This is a genomic window from Pseudacidovorax sp. DMC4 (genome assembly GCF_056314265.1).
This window is the reverse complement of sequence record NZ_JBQUYR010000001.1, coordinates 762740-781264: the sequence shown is the minus strand read 5'-3', so window position 1 is coordinate 781264 and position 18525 is coordinate 762740. Positions and strand designations below refer to the sequence as shown.

Sequence of the window (18525 nt, the reverse complement as noted above, 5' to 3'; positions counted from 1 at the left end):
ATTGCTTGAAGGCAGGCATCCGGTTTCGCACCGGTCCTGTTGTTCAACCTTCCGGGAATGCCCATGCGCCAATTCATCGCTCCCCTCCTGGTGGCCGCCGCCGCCCTGATGCCGCTCGCCGGCCAGGCGCAGGACGCCATCAAGCTCGGCTACGCCAAGTGCGCGCACTGCACGCCGCTGGCCCTCACGCCGCAGAACGCCGACCCCGCCAAGGTCAAGCTCGAAGCCACCGGCTTCAACACCGGCAACGACGTGCTGACGGCCCTGCTGTCCAAGAGCATCGATGTCGCCCAGGTCACCTATCTGCACTACGCCACCGCCCTGGACAAGGGCTTCGACGTGGTCGCCATCTCGGGCCAGATCAACGGCGGCTCGCAGATCCTGGTGGGCAACGACGTGCCCGTGGCCGAGAACGACTGGGCGGGCCTGAAGAAGGTCATCGCCGAGTACAAGGCCCAGGGCAAGCCCTTCCGCGTGGCCGCCTCGCGCGGCAATGCGCAGGACATCCACATGCGCGGCGCCTTCGCCAAGCAGGGCATCGACATCAACAAGGACGTCCAGTTCATCAACATCCCCAACCCGTCGGACCACGTGCAGGCCCTGCGCCGCGGCGAGGTGGAGCTGATCTGCTCGGTCGACCCCTTCGCCACCCAGATCCGCGAAGTGAAGGCCGCCAAGTTCTTCACCTATCCCTATGACCAGGCGGCCGGCAAGCTCACCAACCTGATCGTCACCCGCTCCGACGTGATCGCCAGCAAGCCCAAGGCGGTGGAGGAGACGGTGCGCTCGATCATCAAGGTCAACGACCTGATGACCAAGGACAAGGGCCTGTTCATCGACACCATCCAGAAGGTGACGGGCCTGGACAAGGCCATCGCCACCGGCGCCGCCGCCAACCTGTACCCCGACTACCAGATCCACCGCGCCTCGGCCGTGGCCATCGCGCAGATGATGCGCGACCTCAAGTACATCAACAACGACGTGACGGCGGCGGTCGAGAAGAACATCGACTACCGCTTCCTCGAAGCCGCGACGGGCAAGCCCAAGTCGCAGCTGGGCTACTGAGGCCATGGGCGGGACGACGATGGCGGATTCCTCCACGACCACGCTGCCGGCCCCGGCTGCAGCGGCGCGCGCCGCCGCGACGCCGGCCTGGAAGCGGCTGTACCGGCGCATCGAACGCGCCATCGTGCCGGCCCTGGTGCTCATCGGCTGGGAGCTGTTCTCCCGCTCGGGCGTGCTGCCGCCCGCGCTGCTGCCGGCGCCTTCGCAGGTGCTGGTGGCCTGGGCCGACTGGGTGATCGGCACCGATGGCAACACGCAGACCTATTCGGGGCACTGGATCTTCGACGTGGCGGCCAGCGCCGGCCGCGTGTTCGCCGGCTTCGCGCTGGCGGCGGCGCTGGGCGTCGGCCTGGGCATGGCCATCGGCTGGTCGCGCACCATCGAGAAGCTGATCGAGCCGCTGCTGCAGGTGCTGCGGCCGGTGCCGCCGGTGTCGTGGATTCCGCTGGCCATCATCTGGTTCGGCATCGCCAACAAGCCGGCCATATTCCTGGTGTTCCTGGGCTCTTTCTTCCCGGTGCTGCTGTCGACCATCCACGGCGTGAAGACCTGCGACCGCAACCTGCTGCGTGCGGGCGCGATGGCGGGCGGCACGCCACGGCTGCTGCTGCGGCACATCGTGTTCCCGGCGGCGCTGCCCAGCATCTTCTCGGGCCTGCGCATCGCCATCGGCTCGGCCTGGATGCTGACCGTCACGGCCGAGATGGTGGCCGTGAAGAGCGGCGTGGGCTATGTGCTCTGGGACTCGTACTACTTCCTGCGCTACGACATCGTCATCGCCGCCATGGCGAGCATCGGCCTGCTGGGCTACTGCAGCGACTGGCTGATCAAGCTGCTGTCGGCGCGCGTGCTGCGCTGGCAGCGCGGCTCCACCCTGCAAGCGAAAGAGGGCTGAACCATGAGCCTCATCACCATCCAGAACGTCTCTCGCCATTTCGAGGACCCGCGCCGCGGCAGCGCCGTCAAGGCGCTGGACGACGTGAGCCTCAGCGTGGGCCGCAACGAGTTCCTGTGCCTGCTGGGCCCGAGCGGCTGCGGCAAGTCCACGCTGCTGAACATGATCGCCGGCTTCGACCACCCCACGGCCGGCGTGGTGGCCGTGGGCGGCCGGCCGGTGACGGCGCCGGGCGTGGACCGCGGCGTGGTCTTCCAGCAGCCCACGCTGATGCCCTGGCTGCCGGTGTGGGAGAACGTGGCCTTCCACCTCACCATGCGCGGCCTGCCCAAGGCAGAGCGGCGCAAGAAGGCGCAGCACTTCATCGACATGGTGGGGCTGCGCGGCTTCGAGAACCACTTTCCCAGCGAGCTGTCGGGCGGCATGAACCAGCGCGTGGGCATCGCCCGGGCGCTGCTGATGAACCCGGAGGTGATCCTGATGGACGAGCCCTTCGGCGCGCTGGACGAGCAGACCAAGATGGACATGCATGCCGAGCTGGTGCGCATCTGGCGCGACAGCCAGAGCACCATCGTGTTCGTCACGCATGGCATCGAGGAATCGCTGGCGCTGGGCACGCACATCGCCGTGATGTCGGCGCGGCCCGGCCGCATCCGCGAGCTGATCGCGGTGGACCTGCCGCGCCCGCGCGATTCCACCAGCCCGCGCTTCAACGACTACAAGCGGCACATCCTGCAGCTGTTGCGGCCTGAAGGGGTCGTGACGCCCACCGCTGCCGCACATGGCTGAGGCTGCATCGGTCACCTTCATCACCGGGGCCGCGGGCTTCGTTGGCTTGGCGCTGGTGGAGCATCTGCTCGCCCGCGGCGAGACGGTGGTCGGCTGGGATGTGGCGCCGCTGCCCGAGGCGGCGCAGCGCGCGTTGGCAGCATTGCCCGGGCGCTTCATCGCCTTGCGGGGCGACGTGGGCGATGCCGCAGCGCTGGAAGCCGCACTGGCCCTGCATCGGCCGCATCGCCTGGTGCTGCTGGCGGCCGTGACCGCGGCGGCCGAGCGCGAGCGCCGCGCGCCCGAAGGGATCTTCGCCGTCAACCTGGTGGCCGTGACCACGGCGCTGCGCCTGGCGTCGGCGCATGGCGTTCAGCGGGTGCTGCTGGCCAGCTCGGGCTCGGCCTATGGGGCCAGCGGGCGGCTGCCCGGCCTGCTGCACGATACCGACACGCCGTTGCAGCCCGAGGGGCTGTACGGCATCTCCAAGGTGGCAGCCGAGGCCGCGGCGCGGCGATTGGCCGGGCTGCTGGGCGTGGACCTGCGCATCGGCCGCCTGGGCACCTGCTTCGGCCCCTGGGAGCGCGACACCGGCGTGCGTGACACGCCCAGCGCGCCGCTACAAGCCTTGCGGCTGTTGCGCGCCCGTCAACCGGTTCGGCTGCCGCGCCCGCTGCGGCGCGACTGGCTTTACGTCTGCGATGCGGCCGCCGCCATCGCGGCACTGCTCGACACCGAGGCGCCGTCGCAGCCCATCTACAACCTGGCGGCCGGCTTCGAATGGTCGGTGGCCGACTGGTGCGCCTGGCTCGCCACGCAGCCGGGCTTCGAGCGCGCTGACTGGGGCATCGCCGCCGAAGGGGACGCCGCCAACATCGAGCCCTACGCCGACTACGACCGCGCCAGCATGGACATCTCGGCCCTGCGCCGGGACACCGGCTTCGTGCCGCACTACGACCTGCCGCGAGCCGGTGCTGACTTCCTTGCCTGGCTGCAGCACAGCGCGGCGCCTGCCCATGTCTGAGATCACGCCCACGCCCGCCCAGCGTATGTCCGGCAAGGCCTGCATCGTCACTGGCGCCGCCTCCGGCATCGGCCGCGCCATCGCCCGCCGGCTGGCCGCCGAAGGTGCCTTCGTCATCGTGGCCGACATCACCGAGCAGCCCATCGAGGGCGGCCTGCCCACGCTCATGGCCATCGAGGCCGAAGGCGGCCAGGCCCGCTTCGTCCACTGCGACGTGAGCCGCACCGAGCAGGTCGACGCGCTCGTGGCGGAAGCCGTGCGCTGGCAGGGCCGGCTCGACGTGCTGGTCAACAACGCCTGCATCCGCCATGCGCGGCCGTTGGCCGACATGGAGGATGCGGACTGGCAGCGCCTGCTCGACGTCAACCTGGGCGGCGCCTTCCGTGCCAGCCGCGCCGCGGTGCGGCAGATGCGCACCCAGGAAGTGGTGGACGAGGTGCGCGGTCGCATCGTCAACCTCTCGTCGCAGCATGGCCTGATCGCCGCCCCCGGCGACCTGGGCTACGGCGTCACCAAGGCCGCCATCGCCTACATGACGCGGCAAGTGGCGGCCGACTACGCCGCCGAGCAGATCGCCTGCAACGCCGTGGCGCCCGGCAAGATCCAGACGGGGCAGGGCGGCCGCGCGCTCGACCCGGTCGTCATGGAGCGCGCCATCCGCCGCACACCCTGGCCGCGCCTGGGCCGGCCCGAGGACGTGGCCGAGGCGGTGCTCTTTCTTGCCAGTTCCGAAGCCCGTTTCATCACCGGTGCCGAACTCATGGTCGACGGCGGCTGGATGGCCGCCTGACCTTCCTTCTTTTCTTGAACACGAATCCCATGTCCGCCTTCGACCTCGTCATCCGCAACGCGCGCGCCGTCACGGCCAGCGACATCTTCGACTGCGACATTGCCGTGAAGGATGGCCGCATCGTGCAACTGGGCCAGGACCTGCCGGCCGGGGCGCGCGAGATCGACGCGGCCGGCCGCCATGTGACGCCCGGCGGCGTCGACGCGCACTGCCACCTCGACCAGCCCGAGCCGCCGCCGGTGGTGATGGCCGACGACTTCGACACCGGCACGCGTTCGGCAGCCTGTGGCGGCACCACCACCGTCATTCCCTTCGCGCTGCAGCACAAGGGCCAGTCGCTGCGCGAGGCGGTGGCCGACTACCACCAGCGCGCCGAAGGCAAGGCGCATGTGGACTACAGCTTCCACCTGATCGTGAGCGACCCCACGCCCACGGTGCTCGAAGAAGAACTGCCGGCGCTGATCCGCGAGGGCTACACCTCGTTCAAGATCTACATGACCTACGACAGCCTGAAGCTGGACGACGGGCAGATCCTGGACGTGCTGTCCGTGGCGCGCGAGCACGGCGCCATGGCCATGATCCATGCCGAGAACGCCGACTGCATCGAATGGCTCAGCAAGCGGCTGGAGGCCGCCGGCCGCACCGCGCCGCGCTGGCATGCGCATGCGCGGCCCATGCTGGTGGAGCGCGAGGCCACGCACCGCGCCATCGCGCTGTCGGAGCTGGTGGACGTGCCGATCCTCATCGTGCATGTCTCCGGACGCGAGGCGGTCGAGCAGATCCGCTGGGCCCGCGCCCACGGGCTGAACGTCTTCGCCGAGACCTGCCCGCAGTACCTCTTCCTCACCGCCGAGGACCTCGGCATCGACGACAGCTACCACGGCGCCAAGTGCGTCTGCAGCCCGCCGCCGCGCGACAAGCGCAACCAGCAGGTGATCTGGAACGGCCTGGCCGATGGGCTGTTCACGGTGTTCTCGTCCGACCACGCGCCCTACAAGTTCGACGGCACGGAGGGCAAGAAGCCGGGTGGCGAGGAGGTGGGCTTCCGCCACATTCCCAACGGCATTCCTGGCATCGAGACGCGCATGGCGCTGCTGTGGTCCGAAGGCGTGATGGCGGGGCGCATTACGCCGCAGAAGTTCGTGGAGCTGACATCGACCAACCCGGCGAAGGCCTATGGTCTGCATCCGCGCAAGGGCAGCCTGGCGGTGGGTGCCGATGCCGACCTCGTGATCTGGGACGAGCGCGAGTTCGTGCTGACCAATGCCCAGCTGCACCACAACGTGGACTACACGCCGTATGAAGGCATGCACCTGACGGCCTGGCCCGGCATGACGCTGTCGCGCGGCGAGGTGGTCTGGGACGGCCGCGACTTCACCGGCCGCCAGGGCGCCGGACGCTTCCTGCACTGCGGCACGCCCACGCTGGTGCCGCGCCGCCGGGGATGATCGGCACCATGCGCATCCTGGTCATCAACCCCAACATCTCCGACAGCGTCACGGCACTCATCGGCAGCGAGGCGGCGCGCAGCGCCAGCCCCGGCACCGAACTCACGCTGCGCACCGCGTCTTTCGGCGTGGCCTACATCGAGACGCGTTTCGAGGCCATGGTGGGCGCCTATGCGGCCGCCAACGTCGCGGCCGAGCATGCGGCGGGCCACGACGCGGTGATCGTGGCCGCCTTCGGTGATCCGGGCCTCGCGGCGCTGCGCGAGGTGCTGCCCATGCCGGTGCTGGGACTCACCGAATCGGCCCTGGCGAGTGCGTGCCTGCTGGGCCCGCGCTTTTCGATCATCGCCATCTCGCAGCGCATCCAGGCCTGGTACCGCGAGGTGGTGCAGGCCAACGGGCTGGAAGGCCGGCTGGCCAGCATCCGTGCGCTCGACCGGCCGCTGGCGCGCATCGACGGCATCCAGGAGGACCATTCCGAGGCGCTGCTGGACTTGTGCGAACGTGCCGTGGACGAGGATGGGGCCGATGTGCTGATCCTGGCCGGCGCCCCCTTGGCCGGCCTGGCGCGGCAACTGGCGGGACGCCTGCCGGTGCCGGTGGTCGATGGCGTCTCCAGTGCCGTGCGGCAGGCGGAGATGCTCCACGGCCTGCAGCCGGGCCTGGCCAGCCGCGGCAGCATGGCGCCGCCGCCCGCCAAGCCGCAGCAAGGGCTGCCGCCCGCGCTGGCGGCGCTCCTCGCGGCGGCACAGGCCCGCAGCGCGTCGGCCTGAAGCGCCCGCAGCCGGGCGATGGCGTCCGACAGACCGTCGCAGGGCGGGGCGGCAGTCTGCCGCCAGCGGCATTGCCGCAAGGAGCCCACCCATGAAGATCAAGACACCCCTGCTACTTGGCCTGTTGGCCGTCACCCTCGCCGGCTGCGTGGTCGCGCCTCCGCCCCCGCCCTCGGGCCCGCCGCCGGGCGCCTACCGAGACCGTGACCGCGATGGCGTGCCCAACCGCTACGACCGCGACCGCGATGGCGACGGCGTGCCGAACCGTTACGACGCGCGCCCCAACGACCCGCGCTATCGCTGAGGCGCAGCGCGCTGGGAAGCGCGCGCCTACCATGCAGGGCTGTCCTTAGGAGACTCCCTGCATGACCCCGCTTTTTCCCGGATTCGAAGAACGCCGCGTCGACGTCGGCGACGGCATCCAGATCGCCGCCACCATCGGCGGCTCCGGCCCCCCGCTGCTGCTGCTGCACGGCCATCCGCAGACCCGCGCCATCTGGCACAAGGTGGCGCCCACGCTGGCGCAGCACTACACCCTGGTCGCGGCGGACATCCGCGGCTACGGCGACTCCTCCAAGCCTGCCGGTCTGTCGGACCATGCCAACTACTCCAAGCGCGCCATGGCGCAGGACCAGGTGACGCTGATGCGCACGCTGGGCTTCGAGCGCTTCCTCGTCCTCGCGCATGACCGCGGCGCCCGCGTGGCCCACCGGCTGGCCATGGACCATGCGCAGGCCGTGCGCCGCTTGGTGACGCTCGACATCGCGCCCACGCTCGCCATGTACGAGCAGACCGACGAAGCCTTCGCACGCGCCTACTGGCACTGGTTCTTCCTGATCCAGCCGGCGCCGCTGCCCGAGCGGCTGATCGAGGCCGACCCGGCGCGCTACATCACCGACCTGATGGGCAAGCGCAGCGCCGGCCTGGCCCCCTTCGACCCGCGCGCCCTGGCCGAGTACCAGCGCTGCATCGCACTGCCCGGCGCGGCGCATGCCACCTGCGAGGACTACCGCGCGGCGGCCACCATCGATCTGCAACACGACCGTGCCGACCGCGAGGCCGGCCGCAAGCTCACGATGCCGCTGCTCGCGCTGTGGGGCGAGGAGGGCGTGGTCCACCGCTGCTTCCAGCCCCTGGCCGAATGGCAGCGCGTGGCGGTGGATGTGCAGGGCGGCCCGCTGCCCTGCGGCCACTACATCGCCGAAGAGGCGCCCGAGGCGCTGCTGGCGCGGGTGATGCCGTTTCTGGCTGCGGCCGAATAGACCCGCCTCGAAGCCGGCGTTGGGCGCAGGAAGGCGCCTGGGCTGATGAGGCGGCAGGCTGCCGTCGCCAAGCCCCTTGCCGGCTCAGTTCCCCGTCAGTGATGTTTTCGAGAATCACTCGCATTCTCTTTTCTTATCTCTGACGGGAGGTTGTTCGTGGGAGCGTTCAAGCGAATCAGCAGGGCGGCGGCTGCGTGCGCGGTCGGTGCCGCGGCGATGGCGGGCCTGCCCGCGCAGGCGGGCGAGGGTGCCTTCGGCTGGGTCTACACACTGGACCTGCAGCCCAAGGGCACGGCGGAATTCGAGCAGAAGGTGGACGTCACGCATGGCCAGGCCACCGGCCGCTACGACTTCGGGCTGTACCGATCCGAGCTGGAGTACGGCATCACCAACGACCTGCAGATCGGCGGCTACCTGAATGCCGCCTCGATCAGCGCGCACAACAACTATCTCAGCCCCGAGACCTGCGACCACATTCCGTGCACGGCGGGCTTCGGCGTGCCCAGTCCGGCCAACACGAGCGACCCCTACAGCTACCGCCGCTTCGACGGCGCCTCCATCGAAGGCATCTGGCGCATCACCAATCCCGTCACGTCGCCGGTGGGCATCGGCCTGTATGTGGAGCCCACCTGGGGCAAGCTGGAGGACGAACTGGAGTTCCGGCTGATCGCGCAGTCCAACTTCCTGGACGACCGGCTGGTGGTGGCGGCCAACCTGCTGGTGGAAATCGAGAAGGAGAAATACGACCCGGCGGGCATCATCAGGAACTCGATGGCCGACCTGCTGTACGGCGCCAGCTATCGCTTCGCGCCCAAGTGGACGGCCGGCGTGGAGGGCCGCTTCCACACCGACCACGACGGCTACCACTTCAACCAGCACACGCAGACGGCCAACTTCATCGGCCCCAACATCCACTACGCCGAGCGCAGCTGGTGGGTGACGGCCGCCTGGCGCTACCAGATCGGCGGCCACTGCTACGCCGACGGAACCGCCGATTGCTCGCTCGGCAAGGTGTGGGACAACCACGGCCGCAACCAGGTGGTCGTGAAGCTGGGGATCCCGCTGGAATGACGCGCATGCAATGGAAGCCGGCCACGCTGATGCCGCTGGCCGCGCTGGGCGCGGCGCTGGCGCCCACGGCGCCGGTCTACGCGGCGGCCCGCATCTATGTGTCGGTCGAGCAGGCCCAGCGCGACCTGTTCGGCAGCCAGGCGCTGACCGCTTTTCCGGTGGCCCTGACGCCGGCCCAGCAGGACGAGGTGCGCGCGGCCTCGTCCGTGGCCCATCCCTTCCAGGGCAACCGCATCTGGAAAGCGGCCGATGGCGGCTGGTTCGTGGTGGACGAGGTGGTGGGCAAGCACGAGATGATCACCTACGCCGTGGCGCTGGACGCCCAGGGCCGCGTGCGCCGCGTGGAGGTGCTGGAGTACCACGAGTCCTACGGCTACGAGGTGGCCGAGCCGCAGTGGCTGCACCAGTTCGAGGGCAAGGATGGCGCTGCCCCGCTCAAGCTCGGCAAGGACGTGGAGAACATCTCCGGGGCCACGCTGTCGGCCAAGCACCTGACCGATGGCGTCAAGCGCGTGCTGGCGGTGTATGTGCGGGTGCTGCGTGGCCGCTAGCCCCCAGGCAGCGCGCGCTCCATCGCGGCGTGCAGGTCGCCATGGCGCGGCTGTGCCGGTGCGGGCCGCGGCCCCCGTCCGCCGCTGCCGTCCGGCGATGGGCACCTATGTCGAAGTCATGGCCGAGCCGGCGGCCGGCATGTCGGCCGCCGAGGTGCTGGGCGCCGTGGAGGCGGCCTATGCCGCCATCGAACGCGTGGAGGCCTGCATGTCGCCGCACCGGCCGGATTCGGACCTCTGCCGCATCGCCGCGGCGCCGGCCGGCGCGGTGCTGGTGATCGACCCCTGGACCTGGGACGTGCTGGCTCTGGCCGGTCAACTCCACCAGGCGTCTGCGGGGCTTTTCGACTGTGCGGCGGATGCGGGCCGGCCGGGGGCCAGTCAGAGGGTCCTGCAACTCCTGCCCGCCGCGCGGGTGCGGGTGGGCGCGCCGGTGCGCGTCGACCTGGGCGGCATCGCCAAGGGCCATGCCGTGGATCGCGCCGTGGCGGCGCTGCGCGCGGCGGGCATTCGCCAGGGCCGGGTCAACGCAGGCGGCGACCTGCGTGTGCTGGGCCGAGTGCCCCAGCCCATCCATGTGCGTGATCCGTCGGTGCCCGGCCGGGTGAGGCACTTGGGGGACCTGGCCGATGGCGCGGTCGCCACCTCGGCGCCCGGTGCCGGCGCGCGCCTTCAGGCCCAGCCGCTGCGGTCCGCCATCGTGGACCCGCGCAGCGGGCAGGCGCTGGCCGGCGGCGCCAGCTACACCGTGGTGGCGCCCACCTGTGCACTGGCCGACGGCCTGACCAAGGTGCTGGCGCTGGGCGGCGCCCAGGCCCACGGCTGCCTGGCGGCCTTCGGTGCGCAAGGATGGGTGCTGTGACGCGGCACGGCCGACCCCACGCCAGCCGCATCGGCCGCCTGCCGCGCTGGCAGCGGCGCAGCCTGTATGGGGTGCTCGGCCTGTGCGCCGCCTCGGGCGTGGGCTGGTTCCTGCTGCTGGATGCATGGCACCGGCTGCCGCCGCAGCTCACGGCATGGTGGATCGTGCATGGCCTCACGGGTGCGCTCAGTTTGGTGGCGCTGGGCAGCGTGCTGCCGCATCACGTGGTGGTGGCCTGGAAGGCGCGGCGCAACCGCGCTGCCGGGGCCTGCGCCCTGGGCCTGTTCGCGGCGGCGGCGCTGACGGCGCTGGCACTGCTCTACGGCGCGGAGGAATGGCGCGACGGCGTGCATGTCGCCCATGTCGCGCTGGGCCTGGCCGTCACCGCGGCGCTGCCCTGGCACCTGTGGCGCGGGCGGCGCCGCGACCCGCCGGCCTGACGGCGCGTCGATCAGGCCTTCGGGGCTGCGCGCTTCGCCCCAGGCAGGCGCACCAGCCCGCTCGACAGCGCCACACCGCACACGATCACCAGCGCGCAGCCCAGCACCCAGGCCGTCACCCGCTCACCCAGCAGCAGCCAGCCGTAGAAGACGGCGAACACTGGCACCAGGAAGGTCACGGTCAATGCCTTGGCTGGCCCCGCGCGGGCGATCAGCCGGAAGAACAGGATGTAGGCCAGCCCGGTGCAGGCCACGCCGAGCGCCACCAGAGCCAGCCAGGCACGCAGGCCGGGCATCTGGCTGGGCCAGCTGAGCGCGGCGGGCACCACCAGCAGCGCCGTCGCGCCGATCTGGCTGCCGGCGGCATTGACCAGGGGCGGCACCGGCTGCAGCCAGCGCCGGGCCGCGCTGGCCGACAGGCCATAGCAAAGGCAGGCGCCCAGGCAGGCCAGCACGGCCCACAGCGTGCGCCAGTCGCCCGCGCCGGTGTGCAGGCCGGTGGAGCCGCTGGCCAGCAGCGCCACGCCCACGAAGCCGACCACCAGCCCCAGCGCCCGCGAGCCGTCCGGCCGGTCTCCGAAGACGGCCCACGCCACCAGCGCGCCGAACATCGGCACCGTGGCGTTGATCACCGCCGCCAGGCCGGTGGGAATGGTCAGCAGTGCGAAGGAGAAGAGCGCGAAGGGCAAGCCCGAATTGAGCATGCCCACGCCGCTGGTCACCCGCCAGTGGCGGCGCAGGTCGGCGCCCTGGCCACGCAGCAGCACCAGCGGCACCAGCACCAGCGCGGCGATGCCGACGCGCATGGCCGCCACCGGCAGCGCGCCGAACTCGGCGGCCCCGACGCGCATGAAGAGGAAGGATGCGCCCCACAGCGCCGCCAGCAGCACGAGATCGATCAGCCAGGGGCGTGATGCAGAACGCGGCGGACTCACGCCACCTCCCGCGTTCGCTCGCGCGCGGTCGGGGTGTTGCCGACGCGCCTCGCGGCCGGCCCTCGGTCCGCCGGTGGCAGCGCCACGCCTTCCAGCGTGAGCAGCGCACGCTTGCGCTCCAGGCCGCCCGCGTAGCCCGTCAGGCTGCCATCGGCTCCGATGACCCGGTGGCAGGGCACGATCACGCTGAGCGGATTGCGGCCCACGGCGGCGCCGACGGCGCGCATGGCGGCCGGCCGGCCGAGCGCCAGGCCCAGGCCGCCGTAGCTGTGCGTGCCGCCACGCGGAATCGCCAGCAGGGCATGCCACACCGCCTGCTGGAAGGGCGTGCCGCGGGACAGGTCCAGCGGCAGCTCGAAGCCGGTCCGCCGGCCGGCCAGGTAATCCTGCAACTGGCCGGCGGCGTCCTGCAAGAGCGCATGGTTCGGATCGGGCTCCCAGCCGGTGGTGTCGGGGTGGTGGCGCTGTGCGTCGAACCACAGGCCGGCCAGGCCGTCGGCGCTGGCGGCCAGCAGGACGCCGCCGAGAGGCGTGTCGATGTGGCAGGTACGCAGCGCGACGCGGCGGGCGCGGAAAGGGACAGGGATCATGATGGGTCCTTCGTGGAGGGAGGCGCGGCCAGGCCGTGCCAGGCGGCGAGCACCGCGTAGCTGCGCCAGGGCCGCCAGGCCTGCGACGCGGCCTCGGCCGCGCGGGCCTGGGTCACGCCCAGGGCCTTCTGCAGCGCGATGTCGCCGGCGGGAAAGGCATCGGGCCAGCGCAATGCGCGCATGGCGATGTACTGCGCGGTCCAGGCGCCGATGCCGGGCAGGGCCTGGAGGGCGGCGCAGGTGCGTTGGGGTTCGGCGCCGGCATGCAGCGCCAGCCGGCCGTCCAGCACGGCTTCGGCCAATGCGCGCAAGGCGGCCTGTCGCTGGCGCACCAGGCCGAGCCGGCCGAGTGTTTCGCCATCGACGGCCACCAGTGCAGCGGGTGTGGGGAACAGCCGGTCCAGCCCCGCGAAGGGCGTGGCGACGGGCTCGCCCAGCGCCTGCACCAGCCGGCTGCCCAGCGCGCGGGCGGCGGCCACCGTGATCTGCTGGCCCAGCACGGCACGCACCGCCAGCTCGAAGCCATCGAGCGTGCCGGGCACGCGCAGGCCTTCGGCCGCGGGGTAGGAGGGGCCGAGCACGGCATGGATGGCGGACGGATCGGCATCCAGGTCCAGCAGCGCCCGCACGCGGCTGGCCAGGATCGGCAGCACGGGCGCCAGCGATTCGCCGAGTGTCAACCGCACCTGCGAGGCCGGCAGGTCGAAGCCCAGCACCAGCCAGCCGGTGTGCGTGCCGATGCGCACCGTGCGCAGGAAGCGGCCATCGGCATCGAGCCGCTCCACGCCAGCCAGGGCGCGGCGGCCCAGGAATTCGCGCAGCGTCGCCAGGTCGTAGGGCGGGCGGAAGCCCAGCCGCACCGTGAGCGAGGCGCCGTTCGCGTCGCCCTGGTCCTCATCCTCGCGGGCGCGGCGAAGGTCGCGCGGGTTCAGGCCGTAGCGCTCGGCAAAGGCGGCATTGAAGCGCCGCACGCTGCCGAAGCCGCTGGCGCGGGCCACCTCGGCCACGGGCAGGCGCGTATCGGCCAGCAACTGCTTGGCGGCCAGCAGGCGCCGCGTCTGCAGGTACTGCAGGGGCGAGACGCCGAACTCGGCTTCGAACAGACGGCGCAGGTGCCGGTCGCTCACCCCCAGGCGCTCGGCCATGCGGGCCACCATGCGGCCGGGCTGCGCGTCGTCGGCAGCGTCCGCCCACAGCTCGGGTTCGTCCATCAAGCGCGCGGCCTGGCGCGCCAGGATGCGCGAGGCATCCTCGGTGCTCCATGCGGGCGCATCGACGGCCCGCGGCGCCAGCTCGGGCCGGCAACGCAGGCAGGGTCGGAAGCCTGCTGCCTCGGCTTGCGCCGCATGGCGAAAGAAGCGGCAGTTCTCGCGCCGCGGCAGGCGCACGCGGCACACCGGCCGGCAGTAGATGCCGGTGCTCGTCACGGCCGTGAAGAAGGCGCCGTCGAAGCGTGCGTCGCGCGTCTTCAACGCCAGGTAACAGGCGTCGCCTTCGGTATCCGTCAAGGCGTCGGGCCGGGTGTTCATGCGGGGCATGCTACCTGTGCGAAGCCACCCAAATGCGCCATTTCCGGACATGCGAGCCACGAGGGGCGGTGCCTACAATCGTCGCCGTCACTTTTGTTGTCATTTCCTCCCCACCCTGCCATGCAACTCAGCCCCTCGATCTTCAAGGCGTACGACATCCGCGGCATCGTGCCGAGCACCCTGGATGCGGAGGTGGCCGAGGCGCTGGGACGCGCATTCGGCAGCGCCGCGCGCGCCGCTGGCGAGCGCACGGTGGCCGTGGGGCGCGACGGTCGTCTGTCGGGCCCGAGCCTGGCCGAGGCGCTGATCCGCGGCCTCGTGGCCACGGGGGTGGAGGTGATCGACATCGGCGCCGTGACGACGCCCATGCTGTACTTCGCGGCCAACACGCTGTGCACCTCGGGCATCCAGGTCACGGGCAGCCACAACCCCAAGGACTACAACGGCTTCAAGATGGTGCTGGCCGGCCGCGCCATCTACGGCGACGAGATCCAGGGCCTGCGCAAGGTCATGGAAGACGGCAGCGCCCAACTGGCCGAAGGCGGCAGCGTCCGCAAGGTGGACGTGCTGCCCGCGTACGTAGAGCGCATCACCGGCGATATCAAGCTGCAGCGCCCGCTCAAGATCGTGGTCGACTCCGGCAACGGCATCGCCGGCGCCTCGGCCCCGGCCATCTACCGCGCCATCGGCTGCGAGGTGATCGAACTCTTCAGTGAGGTGGACGGCAACTTCCCCAACCACCACCCGGACCCCAGCAAGCCCGACAACCTCAAGGACCTGATCAAGGCCCTGCAGACCACCGATGCCGAACTGGGCCTGGCCTTCGATGGCGACGGCGACCGCCTGGGCATCGTCACCAAGGACGGCAACAACATCTTCCCCGACCGCCAGATGATGCTGTTCGCCAAGGACGTGCTCTCGCGCGTGCCGGGCGGCACCATCGTCTACGACGTCAAGTGCACGCAGCGCCTGGCGCCGGCCATCGAGGCCGCGGGCGGCCAGCCGTTGATCTACAAGACCGGCCATTCGCTCATCAAGGCCAAGATGAAGGAGCTCGACTCGCCCCTCGGCGGCGAGATGAGCGGCCACATCTTCTTCAAGGAGCGCTGGTTCGGCTTCGACGACGGCACCTATGCCGGCTGCCGCCTGCTGGAGATTTTGTCGGCCCATCCCAACGCCAGCGAGGTGCTCAACGCGCTGCCCACCAGCTTCTCCACGCCCGAGCTCAACGTGAAGTGCAACGAGGGCGAGCCGCACAAGCTGGTCGAGGAGATGAAGGCCAAGGCGAAGTTCGACGCCGACGCCAAGGTCTCGACCATCGACGGCATCCGCGTCGACTGGGCGGACGGCTTCGGCCTGGTGCGCGCCTCCAACACCACGCCGGTGCTGGTGCTGCGCTTCGAAGGTCAGACGCAGGAAGCCCTGCACCGCATCGAAGCCACCATGACGGCGCTGCTCAAGTCGGTCAAGCCCGACGCGAGCTTCGCGGAGGCGGCGCACTGAGCGTGCCGCGCGTTTCCCGTTCTCCCGCGCTGCGCCTCTACGGGTGGTTCACCCGCCTCGCGCAGCCCCTTCTCAAACGCAAGCTGCGCAAGCGCGCCAAGGCCGAGCCGGGCTATGCCCATGCGGTGGCGGAGCGCTTTGGCGTGTACGACCCCGCGCTGCAGATCCGCGACGCCTGCTGGGTGCATGCCGTCTCGCTCGGCGAGACGCGCGCCGCCGGCATCCTGATCGCCGAACTGCGCCGGCAGCTTCCCGGCGTGCCCATCCTGCTGACCCATGGCACCGCCACGGGCCGGGAGGAGGGCGCCAAGCTGTTGCAGGACGGCGATGTGCAGGTCTGGCAGCCCTGGGACACGCCGAAGGCCGTGGCCGCATTCCTCGACCGCTTCCGTCCACGCATCGGCGTGCTGATGGAAACCGAGGTCTGGCCCGAGCTCACAGCGGCCTGCGCACAGCGGGGCATTCCGCTCACGCTGGCCAACGCCCGCCTGTCCGAGAAGTCGCTGGCCAAGGCCGAGCGCTGGTCCTCGCTGGCGCGGCCGGCGTATGCCTCGCTGGCGGCCGTGTGGGCCCAGAGCGAGGCCGATGCGCACCGCCTCGTGTCGCTGGGCGCCAAGCTGGGCGGCGTGTTCGGCAACCTCAAGTTCGATGCGCAGCCCGATGCGCGGCAACTGGTGCATGCGCAGGCCCTGCGTGCGCGCCTGCCCAAGCCGGTGGTGGTGTTCGCCAGCTCGCGTGATGGCGAGGAGGCGATGCTGCTCGATGCGCTGCGCCACTTCTGGACCACCGCGCCGTCGAGTGACGACTTCGGTCCCGCTGCGGCGGCGGACGGCAACCCCGGCCGCCCGCGTGGCGAGCGCGCTCGCCACCTGCCACGGCTGCGTGCCTGCGATGTGCAGTGGCTGATCGTGCCGAGGCACCCTCAGCGATTCGACGCGGTGGCCGAGCTGATCGCGCAGCGCGGCTTCGCCTGCGTGCGCCGGTCCACTGCGGAGGGCGCGCCCGAGGGCGAGGAGATCTGGCTGGGCGATTCGCTGGGCGAGATGGCGCTGTACTACGGCCTCTCAGAAGCCGCGCTCCTGGGCGGCAGCTTCGCGCCCCTGGGCGGACAGAACCTGATCGAGGCGGCGGCCTGTGCCTGCCCCATCGTGATGGGCCCGTCCACCTTCAACTTTGCCGAGGCGGCCGAACTGGCCATTGCCGCCGGCGGTGCATTGCGCGTGGACGACATGATGAAGGCCGTGGTGCACGCGCTGTCGCTGGTGGCGGACAAGGGCCGCTGCGCCGCGATGTCGCAGGCGGCGCTGGGCTTTGCCGGCAGCCACCGCGGCGCGGCCGAGCGCACGGCGGCGGCCATCCTGGCGCTGGGGCAATCGGTGCCCGATCCGGAGCCGGTTGCTATGGCTGCCGGGTCCGACACGATGGCCGCGTCTGCCGACCCGTCGTTGGCTGCGCGGACGGAGCCGCCACTGCAGGCATCGTCGTCGCTGGCGCCGGAGCCGATGACGGAACCGATGGCGGAGCCGGGGACCGTGGCCGCATCGGCCTCGAAGACCGTACCGCCGACGGGCCATGCCCCGGGCGAGCGCGCCGAGCCGGTGTTCGACCCCGAGGCACCGCTCATCGTGCCCGAAGAGCGCAGGGGCTGATCGGAGCGGGCCCTCTCCCGCAAGGGAAGAGGGCGCCATGCGCAGCCTGTGACTCTGCAGCCTCTCAGCGTTGGGTTGGGCGATCGTTCAGCCGGCTCTGGTTCGGTCGGCGCAGCGTTCAGCCTGCCGCGCCGCCCACGTACACCCGCGGCACGCGCCGCACATGGCACAGCAGTTCGTAGCTGATCGTCCCGGCCGCGGCGGCCACGGTATTGATCGGCACGCGTGGTCCCCACAACTCCACCCGGCTGCCGATGCCTTCGCGCGGCAGCGCCGTCAGGTCGACCGTCAGCATGTCCATCGACACGCGGCCCACGATGCGGCTCGCGTGCGCGCCGACGAAGACCGGCGTTCCCGTGGGTACCACACGCGGATAGCCGTCCGCATAGCCGATCGCGACCAGCCCCACGCGGCAGGGCGCGTCGGCCACGAAGCGGGCGCCGTAGCCCAGCGCGTCGCCGGGCTGAAGCTCGCGCACGGCGAAGACCTCGCTCTCCAGCGTCATCACCGCGCGCAGCGCCGGATCGGGCACGGGCAGCGGATCGGCGCCGTACAGCAGGATGCCGGGTCGTGCCCAGTCGCCGCGGGCGGCGGGCCAGGCCAGCACACCGGCGGAATTGGCCAGGCTGCGCTCGCCGGGCAGGCCGGCCGTCGCGGCCTCGAAGCAGGCGATCTGCGCGGCGGTGGCGGGGCTGTCGGGCTCGTCCGCGCGGGCAAAGTGCGTCATCAGCGTGATCGCGCCAACCTGCGGGCAGGCGGCGAGACGGCGGTGCGCCTCGCGCACCTCGGGCGGCGCAAAGCCGGCGCGGTGCATGCCGCTGTCCACCTTCAGCCACACATTCAGCCCAACGAGTTCCGGATGCGCCTCGACGGCGCGCAGCTGCGCTTCGTGGTGCACCACCACCCAGCAGTCCAGCGCATGCGCGGCGACCAGTTCGGCCGCGGAGAAGCAGCCCTCCAGGATCAGGATCGGCTGTGTGAGGCCCGTGGCGCGCAGTGGATGGGCCTCGGCCAGGAAGGCGACCGCGAAGCCGTCTGCCTCGGACGCCAGCGCCTGCGCGCAGGGGACGGCGCCGTGGCCATAGGCGTCGGCCTTGACGGTGGCAAAGGCCCGGCCGCCGTGGCGCTGGCGCGCGAGGCGGTAGTTGTGGCGAAGCGCGTCGAGGTCGATGACCGCGCGCGATGGGCGATCGGAGACGGGCAGGGCGGCCATCTCGGGCGCGCCAGGGGCAAGACGGGAAGGGGCGACAGAAGCGTTCATCGGCACGATCACCGTGATCACGGTGCTGGGCGGGGAAGAACGGGACTATAGGCAGCAGCCCGCCGCAGCCTTCACGGTTTTTGCGGTGATCGGCCGCAGGATTGACGGC

General features: G+C 71.2%; 19 protein-coding genes. 15 read left to right on the top strand and 4 right to left on the bottom strand.

Features of this window, described 5'->3' with window-relative positions; translation table 11 throughout:
• The first annotated feature begins 63 nt into the window (after positions 1 to 63).
• The 13 genes from ACT54X_RS03615 (at position 64) to ACT54X_RS03555 (ending at position 10949) form a co-directional block, all read left to right on the top strand.
• Complete coding sequence (locus tag ACT54X_RS03615; RefSeq protein WP_476345066.1) at positions 64 to 1065, top strand: ABC transporter substrate-binding protein; 1002 nt, start codon at positions 64 to 66, stop codon at positions 1063 to 1065.
• A gap of 19 nt (positions 1066 to 1084) precedes the next feature.
• Positions 1085 to 1960 carry an ABC transporter permease gene (locus ACT54X_RS03610; RefSeq protein WP_294369844.1) on the top strand — a complete coding sequence of 292 codons (876 nt, stop codon included), beginning with the start codon at positions 1085 to 1087 and terminating at the stop codon, positions 1958 to 1960.
• Between the two features lie 3 nt (positions 1961 to 1963).
• Entirely contained in the window at positions 1964 to 2749 is a 786-nt protein-coding gene (locus tag ACT54X_RS03605; protein WP_294369843.1) for an ABC transporter ATP-binding protein, read from the top strand.
• Positions 2742 to 3752 (top strand): NAD-dependent epimerase/dehydratase family protein, encoded by a 1011-nt coding sequence (locus tag ACT54X_RS03600; RefSeq protein WP_294369842.1) that lies wholly within the window; start codon positions 2742 to 2744, stop codon positions 3750 to 3752. The genes ACT54X_RS03605 and ACT54X_RS03600 overlap by 8 nt, the downstream gene beginning before the upstream one ends.
• Positions 3745 to 4542: an SDR family NAD(P)-dependent oxidoreductase gene (locus tag ACT54X_RS03595; protein ID WP_294369840.1), complete on the top strand. Its 798-nt coding sequence runs from the start codon at positions 3745 to 3747 to the stop codon at positions 4540 to 4542. Before ACT54X_RS03600 ends, ACT54X_RS03595 begins: the two co-directional genes overlap by 8 nt.
• Positions 4543 to 4571: 29 nt before the next feature.
• Positions 4572 to 5990 carry a dihydropyrimidinase gene (gene hydA / locus ACT54X_RS03590; RefSeq protein WP_294369838.1) on the top strand — a complete coding sequence of 473 codons (1419 nt, stop codon included), beginning with the start codon at positions 4572 to 4574 and terminating at the stop codon, positions 5988 to 5990.
• An 8-nt stretch (positions 5991 to 5998) separates the two neighbouring features.
• The gene (locus ACT54X_RS03585) at positions 5999 to 6763 is read left to right on the top strand and encodes an aspartate/glutamate racemase family protein (protein WP_294369836.1); all 765 of its coding nucleotides are present in this window, start codon (positions 5999 to 6001) and stop codon (positions 6761 to 6763) included.
• A gap of 91 nt (positions 6764 to 6854) precedes the next feature.
• On the top strand, positions 6855 to 7067 hold the full coding sequence (locus ACT54X_RS03580) for a hypothetical protein (RefSeq protein ID WP_294369834.1): 213 nt from the start codon (positions 6855 to 6857) through the stop codon (positions 7065 to 7067).
• 61 nt (positions 7068 to 7128) lie between these two features.
• Positions 7129 to 8025, top strand: coding sequence for an alpha/beta fold hydrolase (locus ACT54X_RS03575; protein WP_476345061.1), 897 nt, complete (start codon positions 7129 to 7131; stop codon positions 8023 to 8025).
• 216 nt (positions 8026 to 8241) lie between these two features.
• Entirely contained in the window at positions 8242 to 9096 is an 855-nt protein-coding gene (locus ACT54X_RS03570) for a DUF6662 family protein (protein WP_476345059.1), read from the top strand.
• Between the two features lie 5 nt (positions 9097 to 9101).
• A complete protein-coding gene (locus ACT54X_RS03565; RefSeq protein ID WP_476345057.1) occupies positions 9102 to 9647 on the top strand; it encodes an FMN-binding protein in 546 nt (181 codons plus the stop codon).
• A 97-nt stretch (positions 9648 to 9744) separates the two neighbouring features.
• A complete protein-coding gene (locus tag ACT54X_RS03560) occupies positions 9745 to 10509 on the top strand; it encodes an FAD:protein FMN transferase (protein WP_294369823.1) in 765 nt (254 codons plus the stop codon).
• Positions 10497 to 10949 (top strand): hypothetical protein, encoded by a 453-nt coding sequence (locus tag ACT54X_RS03555; protein ID WP_476345055.1) that lies wholly within the window; start codon positions 10497 to 10499, stop codon positions 10947 to 10949. Before ACT54X_RS03560 ends, ACT54X_RS03555 begins: the two co-directional genes overlap by 13 nt.
• 11 nt (positions 10950 to 10960) lie before the next feature.
• Here ACT54X_RS03555 and ACT54X_RS03550 read toward each other — a convergent pair whose 3' ends face one another.
• Genes ACT54X_RS03550 through ACT54X_RS03540 form a run of 3 tightly spaced genes read right to left on the bottom strand, consistent with a single transcriptional unit; the run spans position 10961 to position 14012 of the window.
• On the bottom strand, positions 10961 to 11884 hold the full coding sequence (locus tag ACT54X_RS03550; RefSeq protein ID WP_476345053.1) for a DMT family transporter: 924 nt from the start codon (positions 11882 to 11884) through the stop codon (positions 10961 to 10963).
• A complete protein-coding gene (locus ACT54X_RS03545; protein ID WP_476345051.1) occupies positions 11881 to 12474 on the bottom strand; it encodes a methylated-DNA--[protein]-cysteine S-methyltransferase in 594 nt (197 codons plus the stop codon). Before ACT54X_RS03545 ends, ACT54X_RS03550 begins: the two co-directional genes overlap by 4 nt.
• Entirely contained in the window at positions 12471 to 14012 is a 1542-nt protein-coding gene (locus tag ACT54X_RS03540; protein ID WP_476345049.1) for a DNA-3-methyladenine glycosylase 2 family protein, read from the bottom strand. Before ACT54X_RS03540 ends, ACT54X_RS03545 begins: the two co-directional genes overlap by 4 nt.
• A gap of 111 nt (positions 14013 to 14123) precedes the next feature.
• Here ACT54X_RS03540 and ACT54X_RS03535 point away from each other — a divergent pair, with 111 nt between their 5' ends.
• Both ACT54X_RS03535 and ACT54X_RS03530 read left to right on the top strand, forming a co-directional pair.
• The gene (locus tag ACT54X_RS03535; RefSeq protein ID WP_476345048.1) at positions 14124 to 15506 is read left to right on the top strand and encodes a phosphomannomutase/phosphoglucomutase; all 1383 of its coding nucleotides are present in this window, start codon (positions 14124 to 14126) and stop codon (positions 15504 to 15506) included.
• A gap of 2 nt (positions 15507 to 15508) precedes the next feature.
• Positions 15509 to 17155, top strand: a complete 1647-nt coding sequence (locus tag ACT54X_RS03530; RefSeq protein WP_476345046.1) for a 3-deoxy-D-manno-octulosonic acid transferase — start codon at positions 15509 to 15511, stop codon at positions 17153 to 17155.
• 118 nt (positions 17156 to 17273) lie between these two features.
• On the opposite strand, the gene alr is transcribed toward ACT54X_RS03530, so the two are convergent.
• Positions 17274 to 18416, bottom strand: a complete 1143-nt coding sequence (alr, locus tag ACT54X_RS03525) for an alanine racemase (RefSeq protein WP_476345044.1) — start codon at positions 18414 to 18416, stop codon at positions 17274 to 17276.
• Positions 18417 to 18525: the final 109 nt, after the last annotated feature.